We start from the raw sequence: 25023 nt of genomic DNA, 5'->3' as shown, positions 1-25023 counted from the left end.
TGCATGCACACGCATATATAATACCATTTTATTTTCTTTTGTCAACTCACACAGTATGCCACTCCATCTTTTTGAAGTGCAGATTGTAAAACCTCGTTAAAAGTTTTCAGTGCACGTTGTAATTTATTTTCACCTAATTCAGTAATTCCAGTATAAATACCTCTGCGATCGTCCTCACATATATGTCTTTCCAGGGCTCCGCAGTTTTTGGCTTCCATTCTTACTATAAGCCTCGATACAGCGCTCTGGCTTAAACCAACCATTTCTTGCAGCTGCTGTAACCGCAATTCCTTATGTTCTGATTGAGATATGAAATACAGAACGTAAAACTCTTTCAAAGATAAATCATACTGTTGTTGCAGCGCTTGTTCCAGTTCATCGTTTATGTTGGAGTGAATTTGAGTCAAAGACAGCCAAGTATCCAAAAGTCCGTTTTTCGCTTTCAACTTCAGCACACCCGATCTATATAAAAGTATACTTTTAGAAAAATCCCTTATGACCGCATTTCATAAACCAAAAGCTCGATCCAAAGCCTAAAAAGGCATGAATCGAGCAGGGGCAGATGCTGCTTATTGTGCATTAGTGCTGATGAAATATTTTGGAAATCACTTTCCATTGTTAGAAGAAAATAAAGTTCTAGACTGAAAAATATAGTGTTAGACTGAGAAAATAAAGTATTAGACTGACAAAGTTTCATTAAGCTAAACGGGCAGATTATTTTTTCATAGGAGTATAGTCCACCATCAAATACTACTCGTATGGAAAAGAATCTAGATAAATAATATACTAGCTATAACTGTTTTTTGTTGAGGTGAATCTAATGGATGAAATCAATGAATCAAAAGAAATTGTATTACAAATTGGTGTTGCCTTGAAAAAGTACAGAAAAGAAAAAAACATGAGCTTAGACGACTTATCGGAACTAACGGGCGTAAGCAAACTTACTCTGGGGAATATCGAACGTGGCGAGACAAATCCAACTTTGGCGATTATATGGAAAATTTCAAAAGGTATATCTTTACCGCTATTGGCTTTGTTCAAATCAGAAGACTCTGCTAGTTTGTATCGAGCAGGTGAAGGACTGCGGTTTTCTAATGATCAAAAGAATTGGATCATTGAACCAGTCTTTAAAAGTAACGATATTGAAATGTGTCGGGCTTACTTACAGCCAAATAGCTCGTATCAGCCTGAAGGTCATCATGTCAATACATCTGAAATTGCGACAGTCATGACTGGTTCCATTGAAATTCAAGTCAATGGAGAGATTTACACATTGAATCAATATGATACTATCAGTTTTCGTGCAGATTGTCCTCATTCTTATACCAATCATACGGATAGCGAAACAGTGCTCCATATATCCTTAAAGTACGGTTTCTAAAGTCGAAAATTCCACTTATTAAATACAACTCTGAATTCCATGACGGGAATTTCAGAGTTGTATTTTTGTTTTTAGATGAACGGAAGTATATTATAAAGTAATTATTGATAAAAATAATATACTATAATATACTTTATTTATTCGCGCGGATGTATCGTTTTTTTCAATCAGCAGGAAGCAAATAATACGTAAGTATTCAGGAAGGAGAAATTAAGAATGCCGAACAAACAAAATAATAAAGCCGTACCATCCTCTATAGGGCTGATCATTCTCGGCATTATTGTTATTGCAGCTAATTTACGTACTCCCTTAACATCAGTCGGTCCTTTAGTGAGTCTCATAAGAGATGACGTTCATATTTCAAATACATTAGCAGGCCTGATTACAACGGTACCCTTGCTTGCCTTTGCTTTTTTATCGCCTCTAGTACCAAAATTAGGACAAAGGTATGGGGTTGAACGTATCATAATGATCGCCTTACTCTTTCTGACTGTAGGTATTGTAATACGTTCTTTATCTGGCGCAGCTAATCTGTTTATTGGGACAGCAATTCTTGGATTCGCAATTGCCGTATGTAATGTATTATTGCCAAGTATAATCAAAAGGGATTTTCCAAATAAAATTGGCTTCATCACAGGTGTTTACTCCATTTCAATGAGTTTATGTGGAGCAATCGCATCGGGAATCAGTGTGCCTCTAGCCCTGAACGCAGGTCTAAAATGGCAGGGAGCATTGGGAATATGGGGGATTCTAAGCTTTGTATCGATCCTCTGTTGGTTACCCCAATTAAGAAATCAAACGAAGCAAACAGCCACGACGAGTCAAAAGATGGCCAGCAACGATGTGAATGTTTGGAGATCCCCGCTTGCTTGGCAAGTAACCATGTTTATGGGTGTACAGTCCATGGTTTTCTATGTATTGATCGCATGGTTGCCTGAAATTTTAAAGCAGCAAGGAATTGACTCAAACCAATCAGGATGGTACCTCTCGATCATGCAGCTAGCTATGCTTCCATTTGCCTTTATTGTCCCCGTTATTGCTGGGCGCATGTCTAGCCAACGGATGTTAGTGGCCATTACAACCATTTTGCTTTTGACGGGAACGATCGGACTTCTTTACGGAAGCTCTGATATCATTCTGTTGTGGATCATCATGCTCGGAATTGGTGGCGGCTTCGCCTTTAGTTTGTCCATGATGTTTTTCGGGTTACGTGCTGAAAATGCGCATCAAGCAGCGGAACTGTCTGGCATGGCGCAATCGATCGGATATCTTCTTGCCGCAGTCGGTCCTGCTCTTATAGGATATCTGCATGATGCGACAAATAGTTGGAACCTGCCACTTTTCATTCTGCTTGGCGCTGCGGTCTTGCTCTTTTTAGTCGGTATAGGAGCAGCAAGAAACCGTTTTGTAGGTAGCCGAAATAGTTACGAGCTGCCACGGAAAGGATGATAAATATGTTTGACAAAATTATGGTGACCATTGATAAAGCTGAAATAACGAACAAACTCCTCGATGCAACCATTGAAATAGCCCGAAACAAACAAACTCAAGTTACCTTGGTTAATGTCAGCCAGGAATATGTGTCGAATGGCATGACATATGTACCAGAGAAATTCTTGGAAGAAATATTGAACGAAATGGAGAAAGCGAGTTTGGAACAGCTGCAACAAGCCAAGTCTAAATTAAAATCTGCGGGGATTAACCCGGAAACAGTTCATCTTAAGGGAGATCCTGCACATGAAATATTAAAATATGCAGGGGATACCGAGCAGCAACTCATTATTATTGGGAACCGTGGGCTAAGTGGCATAAAAGAAATGATGCTTGGAAGTGTCAGCCACAAGGTTTCACAGCTATCAAGTTGCCCAGTCCTCATTGTTCATTAACTCTTTCGGGGACTGCAGAGATGATGCATTGTTATACTAAAGGATACGTTATTTGAATGACTACAGCGGCAGTCTAAGACTTTATTTCAAGTCTTGGTCCGCCGCTGCTTCTTTTAAGGGATCAGTCTAAAACTTATTTATCAAAAGCTGACGATTCATCAATTCAAAAACCACGTTAAATCAACGACTCCAGTCTAAAACTTTATTTTCACCGAACATCCATTCGCCATTTACTTTCAAAAGAGTATGGTAATCCGTATATACAACCCCTGGACCTTCCAAAATGACACGAACAACAGCAACAGTGACTGCGACGTCCAGAACATCAATTCTATATTGGAGATCTTTTGCAGGCCCCAACTGATCGCTTAAATCATACAAGTTTTGAATGGATCCCGCACTGAGGTTGCCGTCGTTTGTGTAACCATACATAATCGCGTCATCATGGAAAGTCGATTTCATGACTTCACTTTTCCCTGAAATGTTACCTTCAATATAGCTTATCAGTGCATTGACGATTTCTTCATTTCTTCATAGTCTTTCAATGTCGTTCTACTCATTTTGTTCATTTCTCCTTTTGTATATTAAATGCATGTGCATGCAATCGAAATAGTAAAAGTACCTTTTATTTTGTCAAGCGGGAAATTTCGTGGGATTCTGATAGATGCCAGCCCAATCATTACAGATAAGAGCATTAGCCAAGGCATCTCAAATAACCCTTGATACCAATTGAGTGCTGCCAGGCAAACCCGGCGATATGTGAGATATGTCACTTATTGTTCACTATGCAGACCGCCGGGACTTTCTTATACTTAAATTGACATTTTCAATACAAAAGGAGATAAAGCCCGCATGCTAAGCACACCACTCGGCCGATTCAGAATAATCGGCTACCTCGAAGGCATCTCATACTTAGTGCTTCTGTTTATCGCCATGCCCCTAAAATATTGGGCCGAGATCCCGGAGGCCGTCGCGTTTGCCGGAACTATGCACGGCTGGTTGTTCGGCATCTACGTGCTCGCCCTCGTTTACGTGAAATTCGCCGACCGCTGGAGCTACGGACTGACGATCGTTGCGTTCCTGGCGTCGCTGCTGCCGTTCGGCAACTTCGTGCTGGACATCCGCTTGAAGAAACGCGTGCGGAGCCGATGATCTGCGCGAAGTCGCCTGCCACCGCCGCTAACCCGAATCGTCCGGATGAGAGATACAAATACGCAGAAGACTGTCGCTAATGTGCCGCGACAGTCTCTTTGTTAATTCATATTTTACCATTCCTGATTTACAAGATATTGATACCTTCTACTGAGGTTCATAGGACAGACTCCTGGCTGCCTTATTCGCAACATACTGAATATCTTTACTGTCGATGATGCCATCCGGCTTTAAGTCAAACTGCTCTTCATAGCCCGGCTGGCCTTTCTTTAAACCGTTTTTTTGCGATATGAGGAAAAGGTCGCTAAGCCCTACCTTGCCGTCATGATCGAAATCCCCGCCGCCGATTGCGATGTAAAACGAGGCTGCCGATAAATTCTGCTGCTGCCCTTTACTGTCCGTTACCGCTGATTCCGGCAGCAGATTAAGCGCTGTTTCACCGTTTTTGAGTGCCGTGAAACTCAAGGTCGTTAAACCGATGCTGCCGTTCTTGCCTGGCACAGCTCCCAGCTGCACGCCGGTCAGCTTCAAGAGTCCCGCGGCCGCTTGGCTGTCCTTGCCAAACACAGCGGTGCCGTTCTCTAAGCCGAACTCGCTGCTGTAGGCAATCTTCGTCAGCTTCAAGCGGCTCGTATCGTACTGCAGCTTCAGCAAGAACGCGTACAAGTCCTTGGCGTCGTTGGCGCGTATCTGCACATCGATCGTGGAGCCGACTTCGGCAATTTCAGAAGCGGATGTAAACGTGATCCCCGCTGTCTGGGCCGGGACACTGCTGAGTGTCGTCACACTCACACTCGGATTGCCTGTGCTGGCATTTCCGGCCGCATCCAGCGCAACTACAGAAAACGTATACGTTGTTTTCGGAGCCAAGCCGGCAGCCTGATAGCTGTACACGGATCCGCTCACCGTATCGATGTGCTCGCCGTTTCGGAAAATTTGGTACTGGCTCACGCCTACATTATCCGACGCCTGCGGCCACTGCAGCTTCGCGCTGCTGTAGGTTACGTCCGACACGGAAAGCTGTGCGCCGGCCGGCCAAATGGGAGCGACATTGTCACCGGTCGAAACCGGTGGTGTCGTAACCGATGCCGCCGGCTTTACTGCGCTTTTGTTGCCGGCCGCATCAACGGCTTCTACTTCGAACCTATACGTTGTGTTCGGCGCAAGTCCGCTTACGTAGTAGCTGTGTACATCGCCGCTGACCGTATCCAGCAGGACGCTGTTTTGGTAAATATTGTAGGCGGTCACACCAACATCGTCTATGGCAGGCTGCCATTGCAATCGCGCGCTTAATCCAGTGACATCGGCCGCCGTAAGTACATCCGGTGACGGCCATGCCGGCGGAGTCGAATCTCCCGGGGTTAATTTGATTTCGAATAGATCTTTACTAACGGCTCTGTACCACTTGCCATTTACGATCTTGGTTCTGCCTCTGGATGATCCCAAATAAACAGGCGTCTCATCGTGCGGCGTGCGTATATACAACTGATTGGAATGCGTGAACGAGAACGTACCGTCCGCCGCAAGGTTATCAATCTGTGGCTTATTGGTAAAATAGTAGGTCGCCTGAGTCACTGTGCCCTCTGGAGACTGCAGGTAAATTTGCTGTGTTTGCCCCTGCAATTCCTTTGTAAACGCGATCCAGCCTTGATTGATTTCGTAATCAATTTGAGATGAATTAGAGCTAAGCTCTGTCTTGGTGCCATTCTCTATTTTGAAAATACTGCTGCCTCCTCGTTGATAAACGACCACATTTCCATCCCATTTCGGCAAATGGCTATCGTAATCTTTGTCTTGAACGACTGTTTCTGTCTGGCCATTAGAGCGATAACGGTAAATGTTGTATTTCTGACTCTCATCTGCTCTACTAACGTATACAAATTCTCCATTTGCCGCTAGATTCTGTTCGAATCCTTTAAGTGCGACCTGTTCATCCGTTACCGTATTTATCTGAATACCAGAGGGGTAGAGAAAGTAATCGCCTTTAATTTGCATTAGGTCTGTATTAGAGCAGCAATAATCTTTAGATTCGATCCCGGTAAATGTCAGTTTATTGTTTTTCCAAGTATACAGCCTGGTTTCTATATTTGCGGTGCTTTTGATCAAAAGAGCTGCCCCACCCGCTGTTAGCTTGGCCTCAACCACATATTCCTGGGCTAATGGCTTCACAAGTGTAATCTCACCGGTAGAACGATTTTTAATATATAAACCGGAATTGTACACTTTGTACAACAGGCGATTGTCATCAAAGTCGAGAATTTCCCCTTCTGCCTGGTCGACCTTGTTTAATCGATCGCTAATCTCGGCATATATGGTTGTGTCATATTTGTTAATTCGTGGAAACGGGCGCCCGTCAACATAATTATTATCATAGACCGCAATATAAAGCTGAAGAGCTTTACCTGCATAATCCGTAACATCAAACCAATGATCGATAACTCCATTGCCGGTAGCCGTCCCAACCACTTTAAAATCATCTATGCTGAACAATTCCACCTTAATCTCAGGCACCGAAAAATCATCCGTTGCCTTCATACCGATATGAAGCTTGTTCGATGTAAGGACAGACTGATCTTTCGGTTCATCAATGGTCAGCACCGGCGCCGAGTCGTATTTGATTGCTCTGGTCGCCTGTGCGGATTGATTGATCTGATTCGTTGCTGTAACCACAAGTGTCTTGTTGCCTTTCTCGAGTCCTTCCAACGGAATTTCGCCTTTCCATACGCAATCATACTCACGCCGGCACTCTTTTTGTAGAGAAATCTCTTTGCTTTCAACTTTTGCCTTAACGGTCTTGATCTCAATATCCGGTGGATTTACTTCCGCCTGGACAACGAAATTAGTATCAACAGGGATAGGGTCTCCTGCTGTCTTTGGTTCGAGGATTTTGACACTGATCTCCCCTGCAGCATAGGTGCTGCTTGAAAATAATAAACTGACCACGATAGCAAACAACAAGCTGAACACACTTAAACCGAGAATATTTCTTCTCATACAATTTCCACCTTTCGATTTATTATCCTTTCGCCGCCTTATTGGCAACATACTGAATATCTTTACTGTCGATGATGCCATCCGGCTTTAAGTCAAACTGCTCTTCATAGCCCTGCTGCCCTTTCTTTAAACCATTTTTTTGCGATATGAGGAAGAGGTCGCTAAGCCCTACCTTGCCGTCATGATCGAAATCCCCGCCGCCGATTGCGATATTGAACGAGGCTGCCGATAAATTCTGCTGCTGCCCCTTACTGTCGGTTATAGCTGACTCCGGCTGCAGCGTAAGCGCCGTTTCACCGTTTTTGAGCGCCGTGAAACTCAATGTGGTTAAACCGATGCTGCCGTTTTTGCCCGGTACCGCTCCCAGCTGCACGCCGGTCAGCTTCAAGAGTCCAGCGGCCGCTTGGTTGTCCTTGCCGAACACAGCGGTGACATTCTCCGTGCCGAACTCGCTGCTGTAGGCAATCTTCGTCAGCTTCAAGCCGCTCGTATCGTACTGCAGCTTCAGTAAGAACGCGTACAAGTCCTTGGCGTCGTTGGCGCGTATCTGCACATCGATTGTGGAGCCGACTTCGGCAATTTCCGAGCTCGAGCTGAAAGCTATTGCAGCAGCCGAAGCCGTATCATTCGCAAGTGTTGTAACGCTCAGGCTTGGATTATCCACACTGACGTTCCCTGCTGCATCAAGCGCCACCGCGGAGAATACATAAGTGGTTTGCGGAGCCAAGCCGACAGCCTGGTAGCTGTATACCGATCCGGCAATGGTATCGATTAATTCATCGTCGCGGTAAATTCGGTACTGAGTTACGCCTACATTATCGAAGGCCAAAGGCAATTGGAACGTCACTGTGCTGTAGGTGAGACCAGTAACAAAAAACTCAGCACCGGCAAACCATTTCGGAGGAATGGTGTCTTTGGTTGAAACGGGAGCTGTACTGAACGTTACACTCAGCCTGGGGCTTTTATTGCCGGCATCGTCAAAAGCTTCGACCTCATACGTATATGTCGTATTCGGGGTAAGCCCGTATACGACTATGTCAGGCTCATAACGAGCTCTCGTCGTCACCAGGCTGCCGTTTTGATAGACGTTATAGCCGATCACGCCCAAGTTGTCTTCAGCGGGCTCCCACTGAAGAAATGCAGTTTGCGCTGTGATGCTCGATACCTTCAGTCCACCCTGTGCAGGCCACGTTGGTGGAATGGTATCCGAGACTATTTGCTTGACCTTAAGAATTTCTTTCCCGTATGCCGCGTACCATGTTCCATTCAAATTTTTTGCTTTCCCTTGATCGGAGCCTAATTGGACCGGTGTTACATTATCAGGTGTACGAATGTATAATTTGTTCGCATTCGTAAGCGTAACGGATCCATCCGCCGCCAATCGATCAAGGCGAGGATTACCCGTAAAATTGTAGGTCAGTTGAGTCACCGTGCCTTGAGGCGTTTGCAAAAAGATTTGGTTCGTACCTTCATTTGTTCTTCCCGGAAAAGCGACCCACCCCTGATTGACCAAGTAATGATCGGAAGAAGTTGAAGCGGCCACCTCCGAAACCGATTGGTTCGACTGTTTGATCAGCTTTCCGTCCGAACGGGTATAGATCAAGGTGTCACCGTCCCAAGCAGGATCAAGGCTCGAATAGTTGGGATCTTGGATAAAAGGTTCTATCTGATTTTTGGCTGCAAAACGATAAATGTTGGTTAGGCTGCTTCCGCCAGGTTTATAATCAAAAACAAATTGCCCGTTAGCAGCAAGGCTCGCTCTTCCGGCATTTTTGACAGATTTGTCCACTTCACCGGTTTCCGTATTTATCCAAACCACTTGATCTGACGGTATTGGAATCAGTGCATACTTTCCTTCTATTTGCATGACGTTTGAATCAGTGCAGCATCTCTCGGTGAACTTGACATCCGTGTCGGTAAGCACACCGTTTTTCCATATGTAAATTCGGCCATCCCTGGTCGAAGTATCTAAAAGCCAAAGAACGATAGCCTCCGACGTAAGTTTGGTTTCAGTTATATGACCGTAACCCTTGTAGACAAGCGTACTCTTGCCCGTAGAACGGTTTTTCACATACAGCGAACCGTCGCTTATTTGTCTGTAAAGGATTTGGGTATCGTTATAATCAATAACGATGCCGTCGGCTTCATCCGCTTTTACAAGCGATGCCCCCGACACGACATGATAAGTGTAATACCCTCTAAACCGTTCCAGTGAATTTACTCCGTCCACGTAATCGTATACTTCCACTTTCAACTGCATCGTTTTCCCCAGATAATCCTTAAGGTCAAACGTATGCTCCAAGCTCCCTTCCCCGATTAAGGTCCCGAATCCGACTCCATCTTGTACAGAGAGCTCCATGTAGATCTTCGGAACGGAACGGTCATCCTCCGTTGTAACGGTGACTTTAAATGGACTTGATGCATCGATCACAGATTGGTCCGCAGGTGCGACAGTCACCTCTGGGGGAGCGTCATGGACAAACTTAAAAGACGCTTGTCCCGTTCGATTCAATTGATTGGTCGCTTCTACGATAAGCGTCTTCTTCCCTTTTGCCAAACCATCCAGCGAAAGTGTCCCTGTCCACATACAAGATTCACAATCTTGTTGAAGAGCGGTCTCCCTATCATCCACTCTGGCGATAACAGTTTTCAGCTCACTGTCGGACTTTACTTGAGCGCTGATCTTCAAGTCCTTGTAAAACGGATCTCCTTCAAGTGGGGTAGATTGATTCAGGTACACGATCGTAACGCGAACCTCTCCCGCCGCATTCGCACTTCCTGCAAAGATAAAAGCGGAGAACACAACGAACACCAGACTCAGCATGCTTTTTAACATTCAAATCCCACCTCTTTTTGATACGTTTCGTATCATTATTGTCAGACTTATTTTACAACATTTTCCCAACTAATCACACTATTCGATATAGATCGAGAAAAACCTCCTATTTTTTGTTAATAAATTTATAATAATGACAGGTCGATAAAAACCACTTCGCAGAATCTAATGATCGTCGGCACCGGACTTTGCTTATCCACTGCCGCGGATATACAAACAGAAGCCCCCATCGTCACACATGGCGTATGACGATGAAGGCTTCCGGTTGACTTAGTTGATCAGCTTGGCTTGTACCAACATCCGTTCGATGATGGCTGCCGTTTCCGCTCTGGTAATGCTGCTGCCGGGGAGCAGTTTCGCTCCTGCGGAGCCCTCTACCAGCTTATTTTTGATAGTGGCCGCCATCTCTTGCTTCGCCCACTCCGACACAAGGCTGCGGTCGGCAAACGGAGCGAACGCTTGCTGCTGCTCTTGTTTGTCGGCACTGGCGTCAAGGCCGGTCAGCTTCATTGCTCTGGCGATCATGACCATCGCTTCTTCGCGGGTAACGATGTTCTCCGGATGGAAGGCTCCGTCCTCGTATCCGTTGATAATACCGTATTCCCGCGCTTTTTCCACTGCGCCTGCGAACCAATCGCCGGATTTCACATCGGTGAACGACAAATGGCTGCCGTCCTCCGCCAAGCCGAGGGCCCGAACGACGATTGCCGCAAGCTCTGCACGGGTAATCGCAGCATCCGGACTGAAGCGGCTTTCATCCGTTCCCTTGATTACCATACGGGATGCCAGATCATGAACAGCCGCTTTCGCCCAATGCCCCTGCAGGTCGGCAAATGTCACCGGATGCGAGATCAACGAGTAGGCGCTGTTGGTCAAACTGTTAATCACCGCGTAATATTTGCCGTCACGGTTCGTAATATAAGTCGGAACATGACGGGTAGTTCCGCCCGGCTCGATCACGATAGCCGTTGTCACTTTATCCGGGCTGACGCCTGCAGGCAGCGGAATCTCACGTTCCACGTAGGAGCTGAATTTGCCCACGGTTACGGTTCTGCCATTGTACGAAGCCGTTACCGTGAATTCTACAGGCTGCACCACGACGGAGAACCGTTCTTTTTCCGACCTGTTCTGAACATCCTGAACCGTCTTCGCATCACTCTTGGTAATAGCTACCTGTACAGAGATATCTGTGAGCTTGACTGAGCTGCCAAGCTGCTTGGATACTTGGTCAATCACAATTTCCGAAGCAGGCAGCTTATAGTTGGCGTGTGGAGTTTGAACTTCCAGGAGCGCCTGCTTGTTCTCCATAGATTTCACCGTGTCTCCTGTCAACAAGACGATGACGCCGTCCGATGCCTGTGTTACCGGAATGACCACATGTGATTTTGCAGCTTCTTGGGCCAGCTTGTTTTGGAGCTTGAAGCCGTCGATTGTCGCCTTAATGACAGATCTTCCATCCTGCTTCACCATTTCGCCTGCTGCAAGCTGTTCCGCATTCCGGCCGTTGACGCTTGCCGGAATGTCGATCTTCGTATCCGGATTGGCTGGCGTAGTACTTGGTGAAGTGGAAGGCGAGCTGCTGTTGTCCGCTTTATCCTTGGTAATGGCAATAACATAAGCGGTTTTGGTAACACCGTCCTGCGCCGTCACTTCTACGGTCAGACTAGTGGTCTCCGAAACCAAACGGATCGGCGGGCTTGCCAGACCGCTTGTTATGGATACACCGTTCACCTTCAAGGTTGCAGCCGGATCATATACCGATGCGGTTACCGTTACGCTGTCCACACTATTTCCAACCTGGGCTTGGTAGGTTAAAACATCTTTGTTAAATACAGGTTTCAAGGTGCCGCTGCTAAGCGCCAGGGCCGTCAAGTCCGAACGATGCGACACAGTCCGACTCAAAGTAAAGTTCACACCGGTCGTGGCCCTGTCTTCCACCACACTTACGTTCCCTACACTGCCGCTCTCATAACCGCTCTTAACCGCCGTTACGGTATAGCCCGTACCAACCGGAACGCCCGGTATGACGTAGCTGCCGTTCATCGTTGTAGTGGCAGAGTATACCGTTTGATAGACGGACAGGCTTACGGTCGCCCCCGCGATCGGGATTGCTCCGTCGGTGACCGTTCCGCTGATGGAGCCTGGTATAACTACAACGGGAATCGCGGTCAGAGCAAAGTTCACGCCGGTCGTAGCTGTGCCATCCGTTACGCTCACGTTCGCCGCACTGCCGCTTACATAACCGTTCTTGGCGGCTGTGACCGTGTAGCCCGTACCTACGGGAATTCCGGTTATGGTGTAGCTGCCGTTAGCCGCTGTAGTTGCCAAGTACAAGCTTTGGTTGACTGTCAGGCTCACGGTTGCTCCCTCAATCGGGTTCGTCCCGTCTGTTACCGTTCCGCTAATCGCACCCAGAAGAGAAGTTAACGTGACGTTCACTCCCGTTGTGGCTGCATTTGGCGTTACGCTCACATTCCCGACACTGCCGCTTGCATAACCGTTCTTGCTGGCTGTTACGGTATACCCCGTACCTACCGGGACTCCGATGAGGATGTAGCTGCCGTTTGCCGCTGTAGTTGCCGAGTACACGCTTTGGTTAACCGTCAGACTTACGGTTGCCCCTTCAATCGGGTTCGTCCCGTCTGTTACCGTTCCGCCGATCGTGCCTGGAAGTGCAGCCAACGTGACGTTCACTCCCGTTGTGGCTGCATCCGCAGCAACGTTCACATTCCCTGTGCTGCCACTCTCATAACCATTCTTGCTGACTGTCACCGTATAGCCCGTACCTACCGGGACATCAGGGATAGTATAGCTGCCGTCCGCCAGCGTAGTTGCGGTATACACGCCTTGGCTTCCCGTCGTCAGTGTTACGACAGCTCCCTGGAGCGGGTTCTTTCCGTCTGTGACATTACCTTTAACCGCACCTTGGTCCGCAAGACCTTCTGCGGCAAGCGCCGTAATTTCGTTGGAACTCAAAGCTCTCGTATAAATACGGAAGTCAGACACTTTACCTTTGTAATACTTATCGCCACTGCCGCTATATGCAGGTCTGCCGATATAATTTGCAATGGTGGATTCGATATCTTTGGGCAATACGGTCAAACCCGCAACCTGCCCGATCTGCTGTCCGTCCTCGTACAGCGTTGCCGTGGTTCCCGAGATCTTGTAGACGATGTTCTTCCAGACGCCCCGAGTAAGGAGCGCGCCCTTGCCCGCAGTCTGTTCATCCGTGTACCAGTTTTTCGTGATCGATCCTCTGAAATAACCGCCCCCCGTAGACTCCAGCAGCGACAGGTACTTTGTGCCGGCAACAGCAGCGGGTGCGGATGAGAAGGAGTAGATCCACGCAGTATCGGCGATTGACGGATCCATCTTCATGTTCATGGATATGGTGATATCCGATAATCCTGCTAACAGGCCGTTAGGCATCTGTACGGAATCATCCGAGCCGTCGAAGGTTAACGATCCGCCATGCTCATCGGCTAAAGCAGCGCCTCCAAGCAGTGTACCGTTATTGCCATTCCCGGACCAGTCCGTTACAACTGTGCCGTTTGCCGCATTGTTATCGAATTTATACCACAAAAGCTTATCCGTCCATTGGGCATACAAGGTCATATCGCCGGTAACGAGCGTACTTGCCGTAACCTGCGTGCCGCTTCCATCCGGCTTCGTATTCCAGCCTGACAAGACATAGCCAACTTTGGTCGGCTTCGTTGTAACCGAACCCACCGGTCCGTTTACAATGATCGTCTTTGCTGCCGGGGTCGCTTCCGTGTCTCCGCCATTCTTGTCAAAGGTCACCGCATAATAGGTGGATGACAAAGGAGTCAAGGCCATGGTGCCGGAAGCGGGTTTATTGGATGCTATACTCACATTCGTCAGGCTTGCGTTTCCGTAGCCTGCTTTGCTTGCCGTTACCGTGTAGCCCGTGCCGACAGGAATATTGCCGATATTAAAGCTTCCGTCTAACGCCGTTGTTGCGGAATATTCAACTCCGCCAACCGTCAGGCTTACTTTGGCATCTCCCTGCGGTTTCGTTCCATCGGTTACCGTACCGGTCAAGCTGCCAATTTTGTCGTAGAAACTGAACCGTTTGTTAAAATCAAAATTATACGTAAAAGCGTCCTTGCTTCCGGTCAGGTTTGTCAGGTCAAACACCGTCCGGTCGGCTTCGCTCATTGATGCCACCCACGGAGAGTAGGTTCTGAAGTTCAGGTGGTTGTTGCCTTCGTCGAACTCCATCAGTCTGAGCCATCCGTTGCCTCCGTGATAATACGACTGATAGTCCACCAGCATCTCGAGTACATCATTTCCGCTGGCGTTCTTCACAGTCCGGTAATTCGTACCGTGATTGTGACCGGAGATCGTCATGAACACCTGATTATTGTTTTTAACCAAATTATCGAATATCGATTGTCCGTTGCCCGATACGCCGGAATCATAGTCGGTAGTGTCGTAACTAAGCACACCAGAGCTGTCCAAGATGAGAATTTGGTGCGAAACAACAATAGTAGGAATCTTCGGGTTATCCTTCAATATGCCCTGTGCCCATGACAACTCTTGTTTGAAATTGTACCCGTCGATACTGAGGATCATGTACTTGTAACTGCCGGCCTCAAAGATGGCATAGGAGCTGTATCCGCTTGGCAACCCTCCGTGCCAGTAGGTTTTGTTGGCAAATCGGCTGCTTCCGAAGTAATTATTATAAACACTGGAGCCGCGCGAGTCATGATTGCCCCTCATCGTGATATAGGACGCTCCTGCCGTATCCAGCTTGTCGAAGCCGGCAGCGGCGGCCTTCCACTGTGCAACTTGATCGTATTGGTCTACGATATCCCCGAGCGACACGGTCATTTTGATATTGTTGTCCGTATGATGGTCCGCAATCCAACCCAGCTCACTGCTAAAAATCTCCGGCTGATACCTGACCATATTTTGGGTGTCCGGTAAAAATGCAAAGCTGTACGTACCGCTATTGCTGACAACCGGCGTGTTATTATTGTTGCCGTCGATAATTCCATCGGTATCAAAATTCGTGGTGATCCATTGGCTCTTATCCAATGCGTTCGCCGTAATCTTGATTTCCTGAATGGTTCCTGCAAAAAGCCCGTCAAGCGCACCGTTCCATTCGGACGCCCCGATATTCCATCCCTTGCCGCTATTGAATGCAATACCATTCACTTCGTCGGAAGGATTACGGAAATCGGTGACACCGTCGATATAGATTTTTGATTTGTGACCATCATTCACGACGGCAGCATGGTACCAGTTCTTTGCACTATCCAGAGCGAAGGACCAGGCATTAGGATTATAGTTCAAATTGGTCGGAAAGCTTTCCCACTGAAGCTCCCTAATATTGGATACCGACAGAGTCGTAAGGATTTCTTTTTCCCCGCCCGTTTTTCCAATTGCCGTACCCGTCCCTTGCCGGGTCAGGATGCCTGACCATTGGTTATTGGCGGCCGTAAAGCCTTCGGGCATTTTGAACAGAACTTCAATCGTAAAACCGTTCATGAAAGTCTCGTTGTTAATCGGCGCGCCGGAAATGGTCTTCAAATACTTGCCGACCGACTGGCCGCGGAAGTTGTTAAAAATAAGGCTTTTACCATCGTCAGACCATCTCATCATGCTGGAAGCGGCTGCGTTCAGACCGTTGCCTGTCGTTACCAGCGAAAGTGTGTTGCCATAGCCGGACAGGTCTCCGATTTGCATGTCCCCATTGCTCAAGGAGCCCGAGATGACATTATCCTGACTGAATTTCCAATCCGCCAAGACCGGCGTTTGCGACAAAACGACCAGATCGAATGTTTTGGTGCTGACTGCACCGCCATAAGAAAGAGCAGCTGTTAAAGTAACCTTGCCATTGTTAGCCCCGGCCGGACGATGCACGGTTCCGTTTGGTTCGATCAGTGTACTGTCACTGCTGGACCAGCTAATCGCAGAGCCGTTTGCCCCGGTTGCAGGCAGAGTCAGGGTGCTCGTTGAAATAATGTTCGACGTTCCGAGACTGAGCGCCTGTGCATCGAGACCGACGATTCCTGCGTCACCTGTTCCCAATACCGTAACCGTAAATGTTTTGGTATCCGATGCCGTTCCTTTGGCAATCGTTGCCGTTAACGTAACGTTAGCCGTTGCGCCGCTTCGGCTGACTGTTCCATCTGCTGCTGCGACAGCAGGATCGCTGGACTGCCAGCTGACGGTACTTCCGTTCGTACCAGTTGCAGGCAGAGTCAGATTGGAGGTTACGGCACTAGTATCCCCGAGAGTCAAAGCCGTTTTGTCATCGTATACGACCCCGGCGTTTTCCTCTGCCGCTACTGCGGCAATTTCCGTCGCGCTCAAAGCTTTGTTGTAAATACGGAAATCGGAAATCTTGCCTTTGAAATATTTATCGCCTGAATATGCCGGTCTGCCGAGATAGTTGGCGATTGTCTTCTCGATAGCGCTCGGCAATGTCGCAACGGTGCCTTGCTTTACCAGAACGCCGTCTTCGTACAGCGACGCCGTAGTGCCGGAAACCGTATAGGCAACATTTTTCCATACGTTTGCCGCGAGCTTCGAGCCTTTGGAGACATTCAATTCTCCGACCCATCCGTTTGTTGCAGTGGCCACCCGGAATACGTCGCTCCCGTCCTCCACCATACCTAGATACTTTTGGCCGGTCCAAGCCGCATCAGCCGTGCCAAACGAGTATAACCAGTAAGGCTTGGCATACGCCGGGTCCACTTTCACACTCATGGTAAAGCTGGCATTCGTCAAGCCCTTCAACAGTTCATCGGGCATCTTCACGGAATCATCCGTACCGTCCAGGGCTACCGCTCCGCCATGCTCGCCGGTTAGCGCTGCGCCGTTCAGCAGCGTACCGTTCTTGCCATTTCCCGAAGCATCAGGAACAGTAACGCCGTTTCCGGGATTATTGTCGAATTTATACCACAACAGCATGGAATCCTTGGCAGTAACATTATTAGCCTTGACTGTTACCACGAACGTCTTCGTTTGGCTTGCCGCTCCGGATGTAACTGTCGCGGTCAGCGTCACCTGGGCATCCGGTTGGCCGTTTGCAGGGCGAGTAGCATGTGCCGTTCCACTCGCTATCGATATAACACTGGAATCTGATGTATTCCATTGAATCGTCGCGCCGCCGTATGCGCTCGTCGAAGGCAGCATGAAATCCGCGGTCACACCCGATGTGGCGATATTCAGGTTGGCCAGCGTACTGGAGACAGCTTGGCTATCGGAATACGGCACGTTCAAGAAGATCGGGTTGGAGTAAAACCACATATCGGTATAATTGCGTTTATTGATTTCGGTAAACCGGGTTTCGTTGTCCTTGGTCACGTTTTTCACATCGATCATCGGCTCGCCGTTGCTCGTTTCGCCAGGAATATCCGTCCCCAGATTGGTGCCTCTCAGCCTGAAGTACTGGTTCTTGCTCGCCGAACCCAATGCATAAGTAATCGTGTGATAGCCTTCGGCATCTGTCGTCCAGTCTGCGCTGGTGAAACGCTTGACGACCTTGGTCGTATCGTTGGAATCTTTGTTGTATGCATCCGTTCCCGGCTGCGCCTTGCCGGTTACATCGCCGGCAATCAGGTCTACATGATCCAGCTGAACCGGGTCGCCGTTATTGTTTTTCTCAGGGCTTTTGAACCGGATGGTCAGCTGCAGATTGTCTCCCGGTGCAGCCTGCAGCTCCTCGCCCATTCCCTTGGAGGTGCCGTTGTTTGAGATTTTGAAGTCAAGCGCGTTGATAATATCCCCGAATACAGAAAACGACTTGCCCGAACGCATGCCGCTGACGACGGCATTCATGCCGGAACCGTTAACCCACGTATAGTTCTTGGAATATTCGCCCGGATAGTATCCGCTGGAATAGGAACGCGTGCTGTCGATTTTAAAGTGATAGTCGGAGTTGGCGAAGTTCCAAAATCTGCGGCCTTCACCCAAAAGCGCATCCCACTCGCCGCCAACCTTGGCGATTCTAACGTCTGCGCCGCCGTATAAGTCGGTCGTCTCACCCCGATCAGGGGCCATCTGGTTGCCCGGCATCCCCTCAAAGCCAAACGCAACATTAGGTGCCAAATTATTGATGTCGCGAATGTCCGCAACCTTCAATTCCGAAGACGTGCCATTCTTCCTTGAAGGATGGTTGAAGAGCGCATAGCTGTTCGGATAGTTGTCACGAAGCCATTGAAAACCTTTCTTCGTATCGTCCAGCGTCGAATAAGCTCTCGTTTCAGAGCTCCATGTTGCAACATCCGCGGGATCGAACAAATTGGCGGCCCGGTTTGAGAATAAATACTCGAAGTGCTGGATCGCCTTCAGCGCTTCATTCGATCTCGGCGTGTCGGTAACGATTCCGACAGAACTGTGATCCCGAGTAGGCATGTCCCACTCGAATCCGGTGAAAATCGTTTTGCCCGGGTATTTGCCGGCATCCTGGAGCTGCTTGATTTTCGGCGCTTGATATTGAGCAACACCCATGGACAACGGGATTGAACCGGACAGGGATGCTCCGGTGTCATCATGGCTCGATAAGCGCAAATGATCGGAGAGCGCCAGCCAGTCCAGACCGTTTTTCTCAAATGCATTGTCCAATACATCCGTCAACGCCGTCTTCGCGTCATCCGATTCTACGGTATGGGCATGGTACTCACCGGTCATCCACCTTCCTGCGCTTGCGGAAGTTGAGTCTGCAGATGGGTCACCCGATGCTGCGTGTACCGTTGGAACAGCTAGATTGGGGGCCCACATGCCTGTTAGCAGGGAAGCAATCGACAGAGAGGAAAGCACTTTTTTTCGTAACATGATGACTCCTTTCAAACTTGAACGCAAAATTCGACTTATTCCCCAAAAATATAACAATGGATAATTAACTTTGTCTATATGGTTTCAGAAACCACATAATATCTTAACGTAAGTGCTTCCAAAGCGCTGCCTTCTTATTGTATCTATTCCAATTAATGTGGTTGATAGGATCTTCCTGTCATTCCAGCACAACCGCTTGCATGACTAAAGCTCTTTTCCCCATGTGATTATCCCCATGTATCGCTTACTCATTAACAACTACGGTCTTCACAACTTTATCCGGATGTGTACTTGAATACTCAAAAGCTTCAGCAATTTGATGAAATGAGAAAGTATCCGTAATTAGATCTTTTACATTGATCTTGCCATCGGAAATCCATTGTATCGCAGCAGGATATGCGTTTACATATCTATGTACTGCGACATAGTCCAATTCTTTTTCTATAAAGGCAGCAATGTTCATCTCCACGATATTTCCGCCTGGCCAACCTACCTGTACAACACAGCCACCTGGACGGCAATAATTTACTGTCGATGCTGTAGCTTTACTTGATCCGGCAGTTTCAAAAACGACAGCACCTTCTATACCTGTATCACTAGGTAAGGCTACCCTATCCATTCCTATTTTTTTGGCCAAAATGAGTCTAGCTTCATTAAAATCAACACAAATTACCTTTCCTCCGCCTGCCGCTTTAAAAGCTTGCGCAGTAAGCAGACCAATGGGACCTGCACCAAGGATTACTGCCGTATCGCCATTTTTAAATCTGGCTCGATTTACTGCGTGAAGCCCCACTGCAACTGGTTCAACCATTGCCGCTTCTTCAAAGGATAGTGTTTGGGGAATATGAAATACCATATCTTGACGTATAGAAATGTAATCACAAAAGGTACCATTGACCGGAGGCGCTGATAGGAAGATAACGTCCGGGCATAAATTATAACGCCCGGATTTGCAATAGATACAAGTCCTACAAGTAATACCAGGCTCGATAACAACGTGTTCGCCTACAGAAAAGCCTCTAACTTCACTTCCCACCGCTTCAATAATTCCACTGGATTCGTGTCCTGGAACATAGGGCTCTTCTACAACGAAATTGCCTAATCTTCCATCCCGGTAAAAATGAATATCTGATCCGCAAATACCATTTGCTTTAATTTTGACTAAAACTTCATCTGCTTTCGGTACCGGAATTTCCTCTTCTTGTATTGTAAATCTATGTTCTTTATCGAGGTATGCTTTTCTATTCATTTTCATATATTCAGCCCCTGTATATGATGGTCCGCTTTCAGTTTTAATGCCTCTGTTAAAAGAAGAAGTGTTAACGCTTGGCCGTATGTCATGGGGCAAATGGGAACATCCCTGTAGTCCTGCAGTCGGTCGCTAATAGCCGTGCCGTATGATACCTCAGTCACAGTCCCATCCTCCGAAATTCTTTCCAGGATAGCATGAAGCCCTTTAATTCCACATTCACGATATGTTTCGGGAATGTACCCCATCCGTACTGCTTTCAAGATTCCATAAGCAAAGCCAGCTGTAGCTGAAGCTTCAACATAGGATTCCGGTTCTATGATGAGAGTATGCCACATGCCGTTTTCGTTCTGATGCTGTTCCAAAGCTTTAATCTGACCATGGAGAGTATCTAATAAGAACCATTTTACCCCTAAGTTTGAATTCCCTATGATATCAAGGTAGTCTACCACGCCAGAGGTATACCAACTGTTACCTCTAGCCCATTGAATTTCACCGAAGCTGTGTCGTCCGTTAAAGTCAAAACCATGATTGAGCAACCCCGTGTTCTTGTCCGTCAGGTATTTAATATGGAGCAGAAATTGTCTGGATGACTCTTCCAAATAATCTTCTCGATCTAATAATTTGCCCATTCGTGCCATGAACAGTACCGTCATAAAAAGCGTATCGATCCAGATCTGTCCCGGATTTTCTACTCCGGAAACGATATGCTGAAAACCCATTTCTTCGGTCCGAGGCAGTTCCTTCATGACCCACTCAGCCCATTCCCTGCAAACATCTAAATAAATTCCATTATTTGTATATTCATACACATAGGTTAGTGTCAAGAGAGGGCATACGGTGTTAATATTTTTTTCCGGCAGGCCCTTTGCGATATTGGTGTCAAACCACTTGATCAAGAAATCAAGCGCTTCTTGATTACCCGTTTCGGCATAGTATTTTTGCATACCGTATAAACCGACTCCCTGAGCCCACTCCCAGGTCCCCATATCAATGATGCTTATTGGACAGATCTCATTGACACCTGTTTCATTGTCGAGGTTTTGCATCCTGTAGGATACTTTTTCAAATAGTTTCAGCAATTCGTCTCTTCTCATGATTACATCTCTTCCTTCCGCTTCGCTCATATTTAAAATATTTTTTCGCCATATTTCGATTATATTGAATTGTAAAAAAATATTATTGCAATATTGTCTTTATTTATTGCATTTTTGTTTAAGCGCGATTAGAATTTACTCAAATATATCTAACAAAAAGGGCTGATACTATTGGATAGCATAATTGGCCTAAAAAAAGTCAGAGAACCCTACGATGTAGATCTTAAATTGGAACACGTCATTGGGACAGATAAGGAAGTGATGAACTATTACCATTTCCACAATGTTTTCGAAATTTATCTGGCCCTCACTCCGGGAGCAGAAATGTGGATCGATAATAAACGATACATGGTTTCCGCCAATGACCTTTTCCTGTTGAGTACTCGCGACCAGCACCGGGTCATCATTCATGACCGAAAAGGGTATGAAAGATACTTTCTTTATTTTAATCCTTTATATATCCAGCCTCTTTGCACTTCTAATACCAATCTGCTGGAATGTTTCGACATACTTGCTTCAAACCGTACCCACTGCCTTAAACTAACTACGGAGGAAGCCCAAAAGCTATTATCATACTATGGTGACGAATTGTTAGATGCTGATGTGAATTCGAATTCATATGCATGGGATATCAAGCGAAGGATTCTTCTGGCTGAAATCCTTATCTTTCTCAATGAAGTGGTTATGCGGGGAATACGTTCAACAGATTCTAATAACGCTGAAACTGCTTCCCATCATGTCTTGATGCATGTTATGGAATTTATCGCCAGCAATTATCAACAGGATTTAAATGCTCAACAGGTTGCTGAACTCTTCAGTCTAAACCGACATCAGTTAAACCGGCTTTTCAAGGAAGTTACCGGCATTTCCTTTCATAAATATCTGGTGAATACGCGGATTATAAAGGCACGGGAACTATTAGAGCAGGGCTGCATATCCACAACTCAAGCATGTTATGAAAGCGGTTTTAATGATTATGCTCATTTCATACGTACTTTTAGTAATGCCGTAGGTACGGCTCCGGGAAAATATGCTCGACAGTTTCAAAAGAACACTGTCTCCTCAATTTTCAATTGATTTCGCCGAAGAAAAACAAAAACGCTTGGAAGCCCAAGCGCTAAGAGGAATTGAAACCTTCGAAAATTTTTCATTTTACAATTTACTCCTTCAAGGAAAACTTCATCCGATCCAGATTCCCTACATACATAAGACCGGATGTCGTCGTCCCCTTGAACACGACGCAGATGGTTTGCTTGCCGCTCACCAGTTGATCCAGGCGTCCGCCGGCCATTTTGTAGGTTCCCCAGCCGGTGCCCGTATTGGGCAAGCTTACTGTGCCGATGATAGCACCGTCTTTATCGTTCACATGGATTTCCGCAACTACGTTGGCCGGCGATTTTTGGCTGGGCGCATCATAGACGATCTCAAGATAGTTTTTGCCCTTTGCTCCGAAATCCACATCGTTGTAGGTCATCCAAGCGCCGTTAAACGTGTTGCCCACGGTCGTCCCGTTATTATTGCTTTCCGTTTTTAACGGATTGTTATTAAACGTGTTCACCGCCGTTGTCCAAGCGGAACGGGCTTCAAATTCGACCGTCACATCCTGTTCCGGCGCTTGCGGGCTTAACGTAAAGCTCGCGTTGTCGTAGTTGCCGATGTATTTGTAAGCCGCGCTGCCCGTGCCCGTCATCACGAGGTAGACATCCTGGATACCCGACAACGTTTGGGTGAGCTGCGCCGTAACGGTTTTGTAAGTGCCCCACGATGCGGCTGTCGGAGGCGTGTTAACCTTCCCGATCAGCGTACCGTTGACGCCGCCTATCCGAACCTCCACCGCCGCGTCGGCCGGGCAGCTCGCGCTATTGCCCGAATACCCGCGATATGTTCTATGGCATCCGGGTAATTCGACCATCGAACCGGATTCGGTATCCATTGCGGGGGATGGATGTATATCTGAGAACCTTGTTTTAACGAAGTTGAAATCATCCATAGGAACGGAAGCAGAAACAAAAGGCAGAGCCCCGTCTTGAGCTGTTTGATCTTGCACTGGATGGTCACCAAACTTCCTCTCCCTTCTTTAGTTCACCTTTCCGCGTTAAATCTTAAGGGAATCGTAATATATGCCTCTGGCATTTTCAATATAGTCCATTGATAAGATTGCGTAAATGCGATCTAGAGTAAAGGGTAGAGAAATTCGCCCCTCCTCATCAAACAATACTCATTGTATCATTGAGAAGTCGAGGCGACTTTATTGTTTGTATAACAACATTTTCTTTAGCAGATGAATTGTAACCACGAGTAACAAAGGAATTGTAAATCCGGTCAACTTCCAAATTGGAAGGATTACCGTGATGTGCTCGGTCAATTTTGCTTCGCTTCTTTGTAAAAGAAAAGCAAAAATCATATTGATAAAAGTCAGAGGTAATATAAACACTTTCTCGTCCTTTAATTTACATATACGTACAACTAAATGATTTAATATGAAAAGTATAATGCAAGCTTTCATGTAAGAACCTACGATTAAAGCTATCCCAATAATGAATTCTACCCGCTGAAGAATAGGTTGTACATCAATCATTCGTGCAACCTCTACCATCGAATACTTTCTTTCCCCGGCTAAGGGTCCGAAAACAAGAATGGTTGATATAGAGACCGCAATCAATGTGATGACGCTGATACCAAACGCAATAACCAGCTTTTTATGTAAATCCCGGGCCGGCCGACGAACAAAAGGAAGAAGTAGGGCGAGTAAGACCGGTTCTGCGTGGGTGAAACCATATGAAAGGTAAGCGCCATGTAATACAGGTTTTATGCCATCAGGAAGAACAGGTAAAAGAAATTCTCTGTGATAATTAGGAATGGACAACAGCAAAGTCAAGATGATGAACAGCATCACGATGAAAATTAAAATGGTAAACATTCTGCTCATGACTTCAATCCCTGCACGTACAGTTATGGCCACTGTGGTGAAGATAAAGATATCAAATATGTATTGAGGGGTTTGCCTCATTAAAGAACTGTTAGCATATTTACCTACTTCATGTACGATATCTGTACTCATTTCAAATAAGAGCGAAATAAATGGAATAACAATAACAATGGTGGGCCAGGTTCCCAAAACGGCTTGGCTATATTCACTAAAAGATAGTCCGGGATATTCCTTATCCATGTAAAGAACAAACAGTAATTGAATCATGGCAACCGTGCCGGAGAGCAGCAGAGATATCCACACACCGTTATGGGCGAATCCAATTAATGGACCGGGAAGGTTTACAATAACTGAGCCAGTCAAATAAACAAAAAACAATACGATCAATTGATCTTGACTTATGATTTGTTTATTCATAAAGATCATGTTGCTCCTTTTCTAAGAATCTTTATCTAAATACTCAACTATATGATGAGCCAAATCTTTATACAGCCATGATGCGATGTCATGAAGAATCGGCATTCCAAATTCCCCAACATACTCAATACCAAGATAAATAGAGGCAATAACGGTCACTCCATATGCGATCTTGTCGCGCAGCGCCATTTTCTTTATTTTGGCAAGATTATAGAACGTCATTAACAAATAACTCGAGATCACAACAATCATTTTTTCAGCCATCCGTTCGTGC

The 25023-nt window shown here is 46.7% G+C and carries 15 protein-coding genes; 5 read left to right on the top strand and 10 right to left on the bottom strand.

What is annotated here, in order from left to right:
* Nucleotides 1-41: 41 nt before the first annotated feature.
* Nucleotides 42-446: a MarR family winged helix-turn-helix transcriptional regulator gene (locus AC3G2T_RS25010; RefSeq protein WP_488437285.1), complete on the bottom strand. Its 405-nt coding sequence runs from the start codon at nt 444-446 to the stop codon at nt 42-44.
* Between the two features lie 374 nt (nt 447-820).
* On the opposite strand from AC3G2T_RS25010, the gene AC3G2T_RS25005 reads away from it, so the two are divergent.
* The 3 genes from AC3G2T_RS25005 to AC3G2T_RS24995 all read left to right on the top strand — a co-directional run bounded on the left by AC3G2T_RS25005 (nt 821) and on the right by AC3G2T_RS24995 (nt 3267).
* The gene (locus AC3G2T_RS25005) at nt 821-1381 is read left to right on the top strand and encodes a helix-turn-helix domain-containing protein (RefSeq protein ID WP_159881278.1); all 561 of its coding nucleotides are present in this window, start codon (nt 821-823) and stop codon (nt 1379-1381) included.
* A 216-nt stretch (nt 1382-1597) separates the two neighbouring features.
* Nucleotides 1598-2830: a CynX/NimT family MFS transporter gene (locus tag AC3G2T_RS25000; RefSeq protein ID WP_474679232.1), complete on the top strand. Its 1233-nt coding sequence runs from the start codon at nt 1598-1600 to the stop codon at nt 2828-2830.
* A gap of 5 nt (nt 2831-2835) precedes the next feature.
* On the top strand, nt 2836-3267 hold the full coding sequence (locus AC3G2T_RS24995; RefSeq protein WP_474679233.1) for a universal stress protein: 432 nt from the start codon (nt 2836-2838) through the stop codon (nt 3265-3267).
* A gap of 180 nt (nt 3268-3447) precedes the next feature.
* Here AC3G2T_RS24995 and AC3G2T_RS24990 read toward each other — a convergent pair whose 3' ends face one another.
* Entirely contained in the window at nt 3448-3750 is a 303-nt protein-coding gene (locus AC3G2T_RS24990) for a nuclear transport factor 2 family protein (protein WP_488437318.1), read from the bottom strand.
* A 369-nt stretch (nt 3751-4119) separates the two neighbouring features.
* On the opposite strand from AC3G2T_RS24990, the gene AC3G2T_RS24985 reads away from it, so the two are divergent.
* Nucleotides 4120-4419 (top strand): DUF3817 domain-containing protein, encoded by a 300-nt coding sequence (locus tag AC3G2T_RS24985; protein ID WP_488437284.1) that lies wholly within the window; start codon nt 4120-4122, stop codon nt 4417-4419.
* A gap of 147 nt (nt 4420-4566) precedes the next feature.
* Here AC3G2T_RS24985 and AC3G2T_RS24980 read toward each other — a convergent pair whose 3' ends face one another.
* The 5 genes from AC3G2T_RS24980 to bglB form a co-directional block, all read right to left on the bottom strand.
* A complete protein-coding gene (locus AC3G2T_RS24980) occupies nt 4567-7494 on the bottom strand; it encodes a fibronectin type III domain-containing protein (RefSeq protein ID WP_488437283.1) in 2928 nt (975 codons plus the stop codon).
* Complete coding sequence (locus AC3G2T_RS24975) at nt 7436-10249, bottom strand: fibronectin type III domain-containing protein (protein WP_488437282.1); 2814 nt, start codon at nt 10247-10249, stop codon at nt 7436-7438. Before AC3G2T_RS24975 ends, AC3G2T_RS24980 begins: the two co-directional genes overlap by 59 nt.
* Nucleotides 10250-10519: 270 nt before the next feature.
* The gene (locus AC3G2T_RS24970; protein WP_488437281.1) at nt 10520-18913 is read right to left on the bottom strand and encodes an immunoglobulin-like domain-containing protein; all 8394 of its coding nucleotides are present in this window, start codon (nt 18911-18913) and stop codon (nt 10520-10522) included.
* A gap of 388 nt (nt 18914-19301) precedes the next feature.
* Nucleotides 19302-20312 carry an NAD(P)-dependent alcohol dehydrogenase gene (locus tag AC3G2T_RS24965; protein ID WP_474679238.1) on the bottom strand — a complete coding sequence of 337 codons (1011 nt, stop codon included), beginning with the start codon at nt 20310-20312 and terminating at the stop codon, nt 19302-19304.
* Entirely contained in the window at nt 20309-21403 is a 1095-nt protein-coding gene (gene bglB / locus AC3G2T_RS24960; protein ID WP_488437280.1) for a beta-galactosidase BglB, read from the bottom strand. Before bglB ends, AC3G2T_RS24965 begins: the two co-directional genes overlap by 4 nt.
* Nucleotides 21404-21574: 171 nt before the next feature.
* On the opposite strand from bglB, the gene AC3G2T_RS24955 reads away from it, so the two are divergent.
* Complete coding sequence (locus tag AC3G2T_RS24955; RefSeq protein ID WP_474679240.1) at nt 21575-22480, top strand: helix-turn-helix domain-containing protein; 906 nt, start codon at nt 21575-21577, stop codon at nt 22478-22480.
* An 82-nt stretch (nt 22481-22562) separates the two neighbouring features.
* Here the strand turns inward: AC3G2T_RS24955 and AC3G2T_RS24950 are convergent, their stop codons facing one another.
* The 3 genes from AC3G2T_RS24950 to AC3G2T_RS24940 all read right to left on the bottom strand — a co-directional run bounded on the left by AC3G2T_RS24950 (nt 22563) and on the right by AC3G2T_RS24940 (nt 25013).
* A complete protein-coding gene (locus AC3G2T_RS24950; RefSeq protein WP_488437279.1) occupies nt 22563-23450 on the bottom strand; it encodes a carbohydrate-binding protein in 888 nt (295 codons plus the stop codon).
* Between the two features lie 201 nt (nt 23451-23651).
* Nucleotides 23652-24749 carry a GerAB/ArcD/ProY family transporter gene (locus AC3G2T_RS24945; protein ID WP_488437278.1) on the bottom strand — a complete coding sequence of 366 codons (1098 nt, stop codon included), beginning with the start codon at nt 24747-24749 and terminating at the stop codon, nt 23652-23654.
* 21 nt (nt 24750-24770) lie between these two features.
* The gene (locus AC3G2T_RS24940) at nt 24771-25013 is read right to left on the bottom strand and encodes a hypothetical protein (protein WP_474679243.1); all 243 of its coding nucleotides are present in this window, start codon (nt 25011-25013) and stop codon (nt 24771-24773) included.
* Nucleotides 25014-25023 lie beyond the last annotated feature (10 nt).

Source organism: Paenibacillus sp. sgz302191, from assembly GCF_057749925.1.
This window is presented reverse-complemented; position numbering and strand designations above follow the sequence as displayed.

Excerpts from the sequence above, each read along its gene's own strand:
- AC3G2T_RS25005 (WP_159881278.1), top strand. The coding sequence starts at position 821 with ATGGATGAAATCAATGAATCAAAAGAAATTGTATTACAAATTGGTGTT.
- AC3G2T_RS25000 (WP_474679232.1), top strand. The coding sequence starts at position 1,598 with ATGCCGAACAAACAAAATAATAAAGCCGTACCATCCTCTATAGGGCTG.
- AC3G2T_RS24995 (WP_474679233.1), top strand. The coding sequence starts at position 2,836 with ATGTTTGACAAAATTATGGTGACCATTGATAAAGCTGAAATAACGAAC.
- AC3G2T_RS24985 (WP_488437284.1), top strand. The coding sequence starts at position 4,120 with ATGCTAAGCACACCACTCGGCCGATTCAGAATAATCGGCTACCTCGAA.
- AC3G2T_RS24980 (WP_488437283.1), bottom strand. The coding sequence starts at position 7,494 with ATGGCATCATCGACAGTAAAGATATTCAGTATGTTGCCAATAAGGCGG.
- AC3G2T_RS24975 (WP_488437282.1), bottom strand. The coding sequence starts at position 10,249 with ATGTTAAAAAGCATGCTGAGTCTGGTGTTCGTTGTGTTCTCCGCTTTT.
- AC3G2T_RS24970 (WP_488437281.1), bottom strand. The coding sequence starts at position 18,913 with ATGACCGGTGAGTACCATGCCCATACCGTAGAATCGGATGACGCGAAG.
- AC3G2T_RS24965 (WP_474679238.1), bottom strand. The coding sequence starts at position 20,312 with ATGAAAATGAATAGAAAAGCATACCTCGATAAAGAACATAGATTTACA.
- bglB (WP_488437280.1), bottom strand. The coding sequence starts at position 21,403 with ATGAGAAGAGACGAATTGCTGAAACTATTTGAAAAAGTATCCTACAGG.
- AC3G2T_RS24945 (WP_488437278.1), bottom strand. The coding sequence starts at position 24,749 with ATGAATAAACAAATCATAAGTCAAGATCAATTGATCGTATTGTTTTTT.
- AC3G2T_RS24940 (WP_474679243.1), bottom strand. The coding sequence starts at position 25,013 with ATGGCTGAAAAAATGATTGTTGTGATCTCGAGTTATTTGTTAATGACG.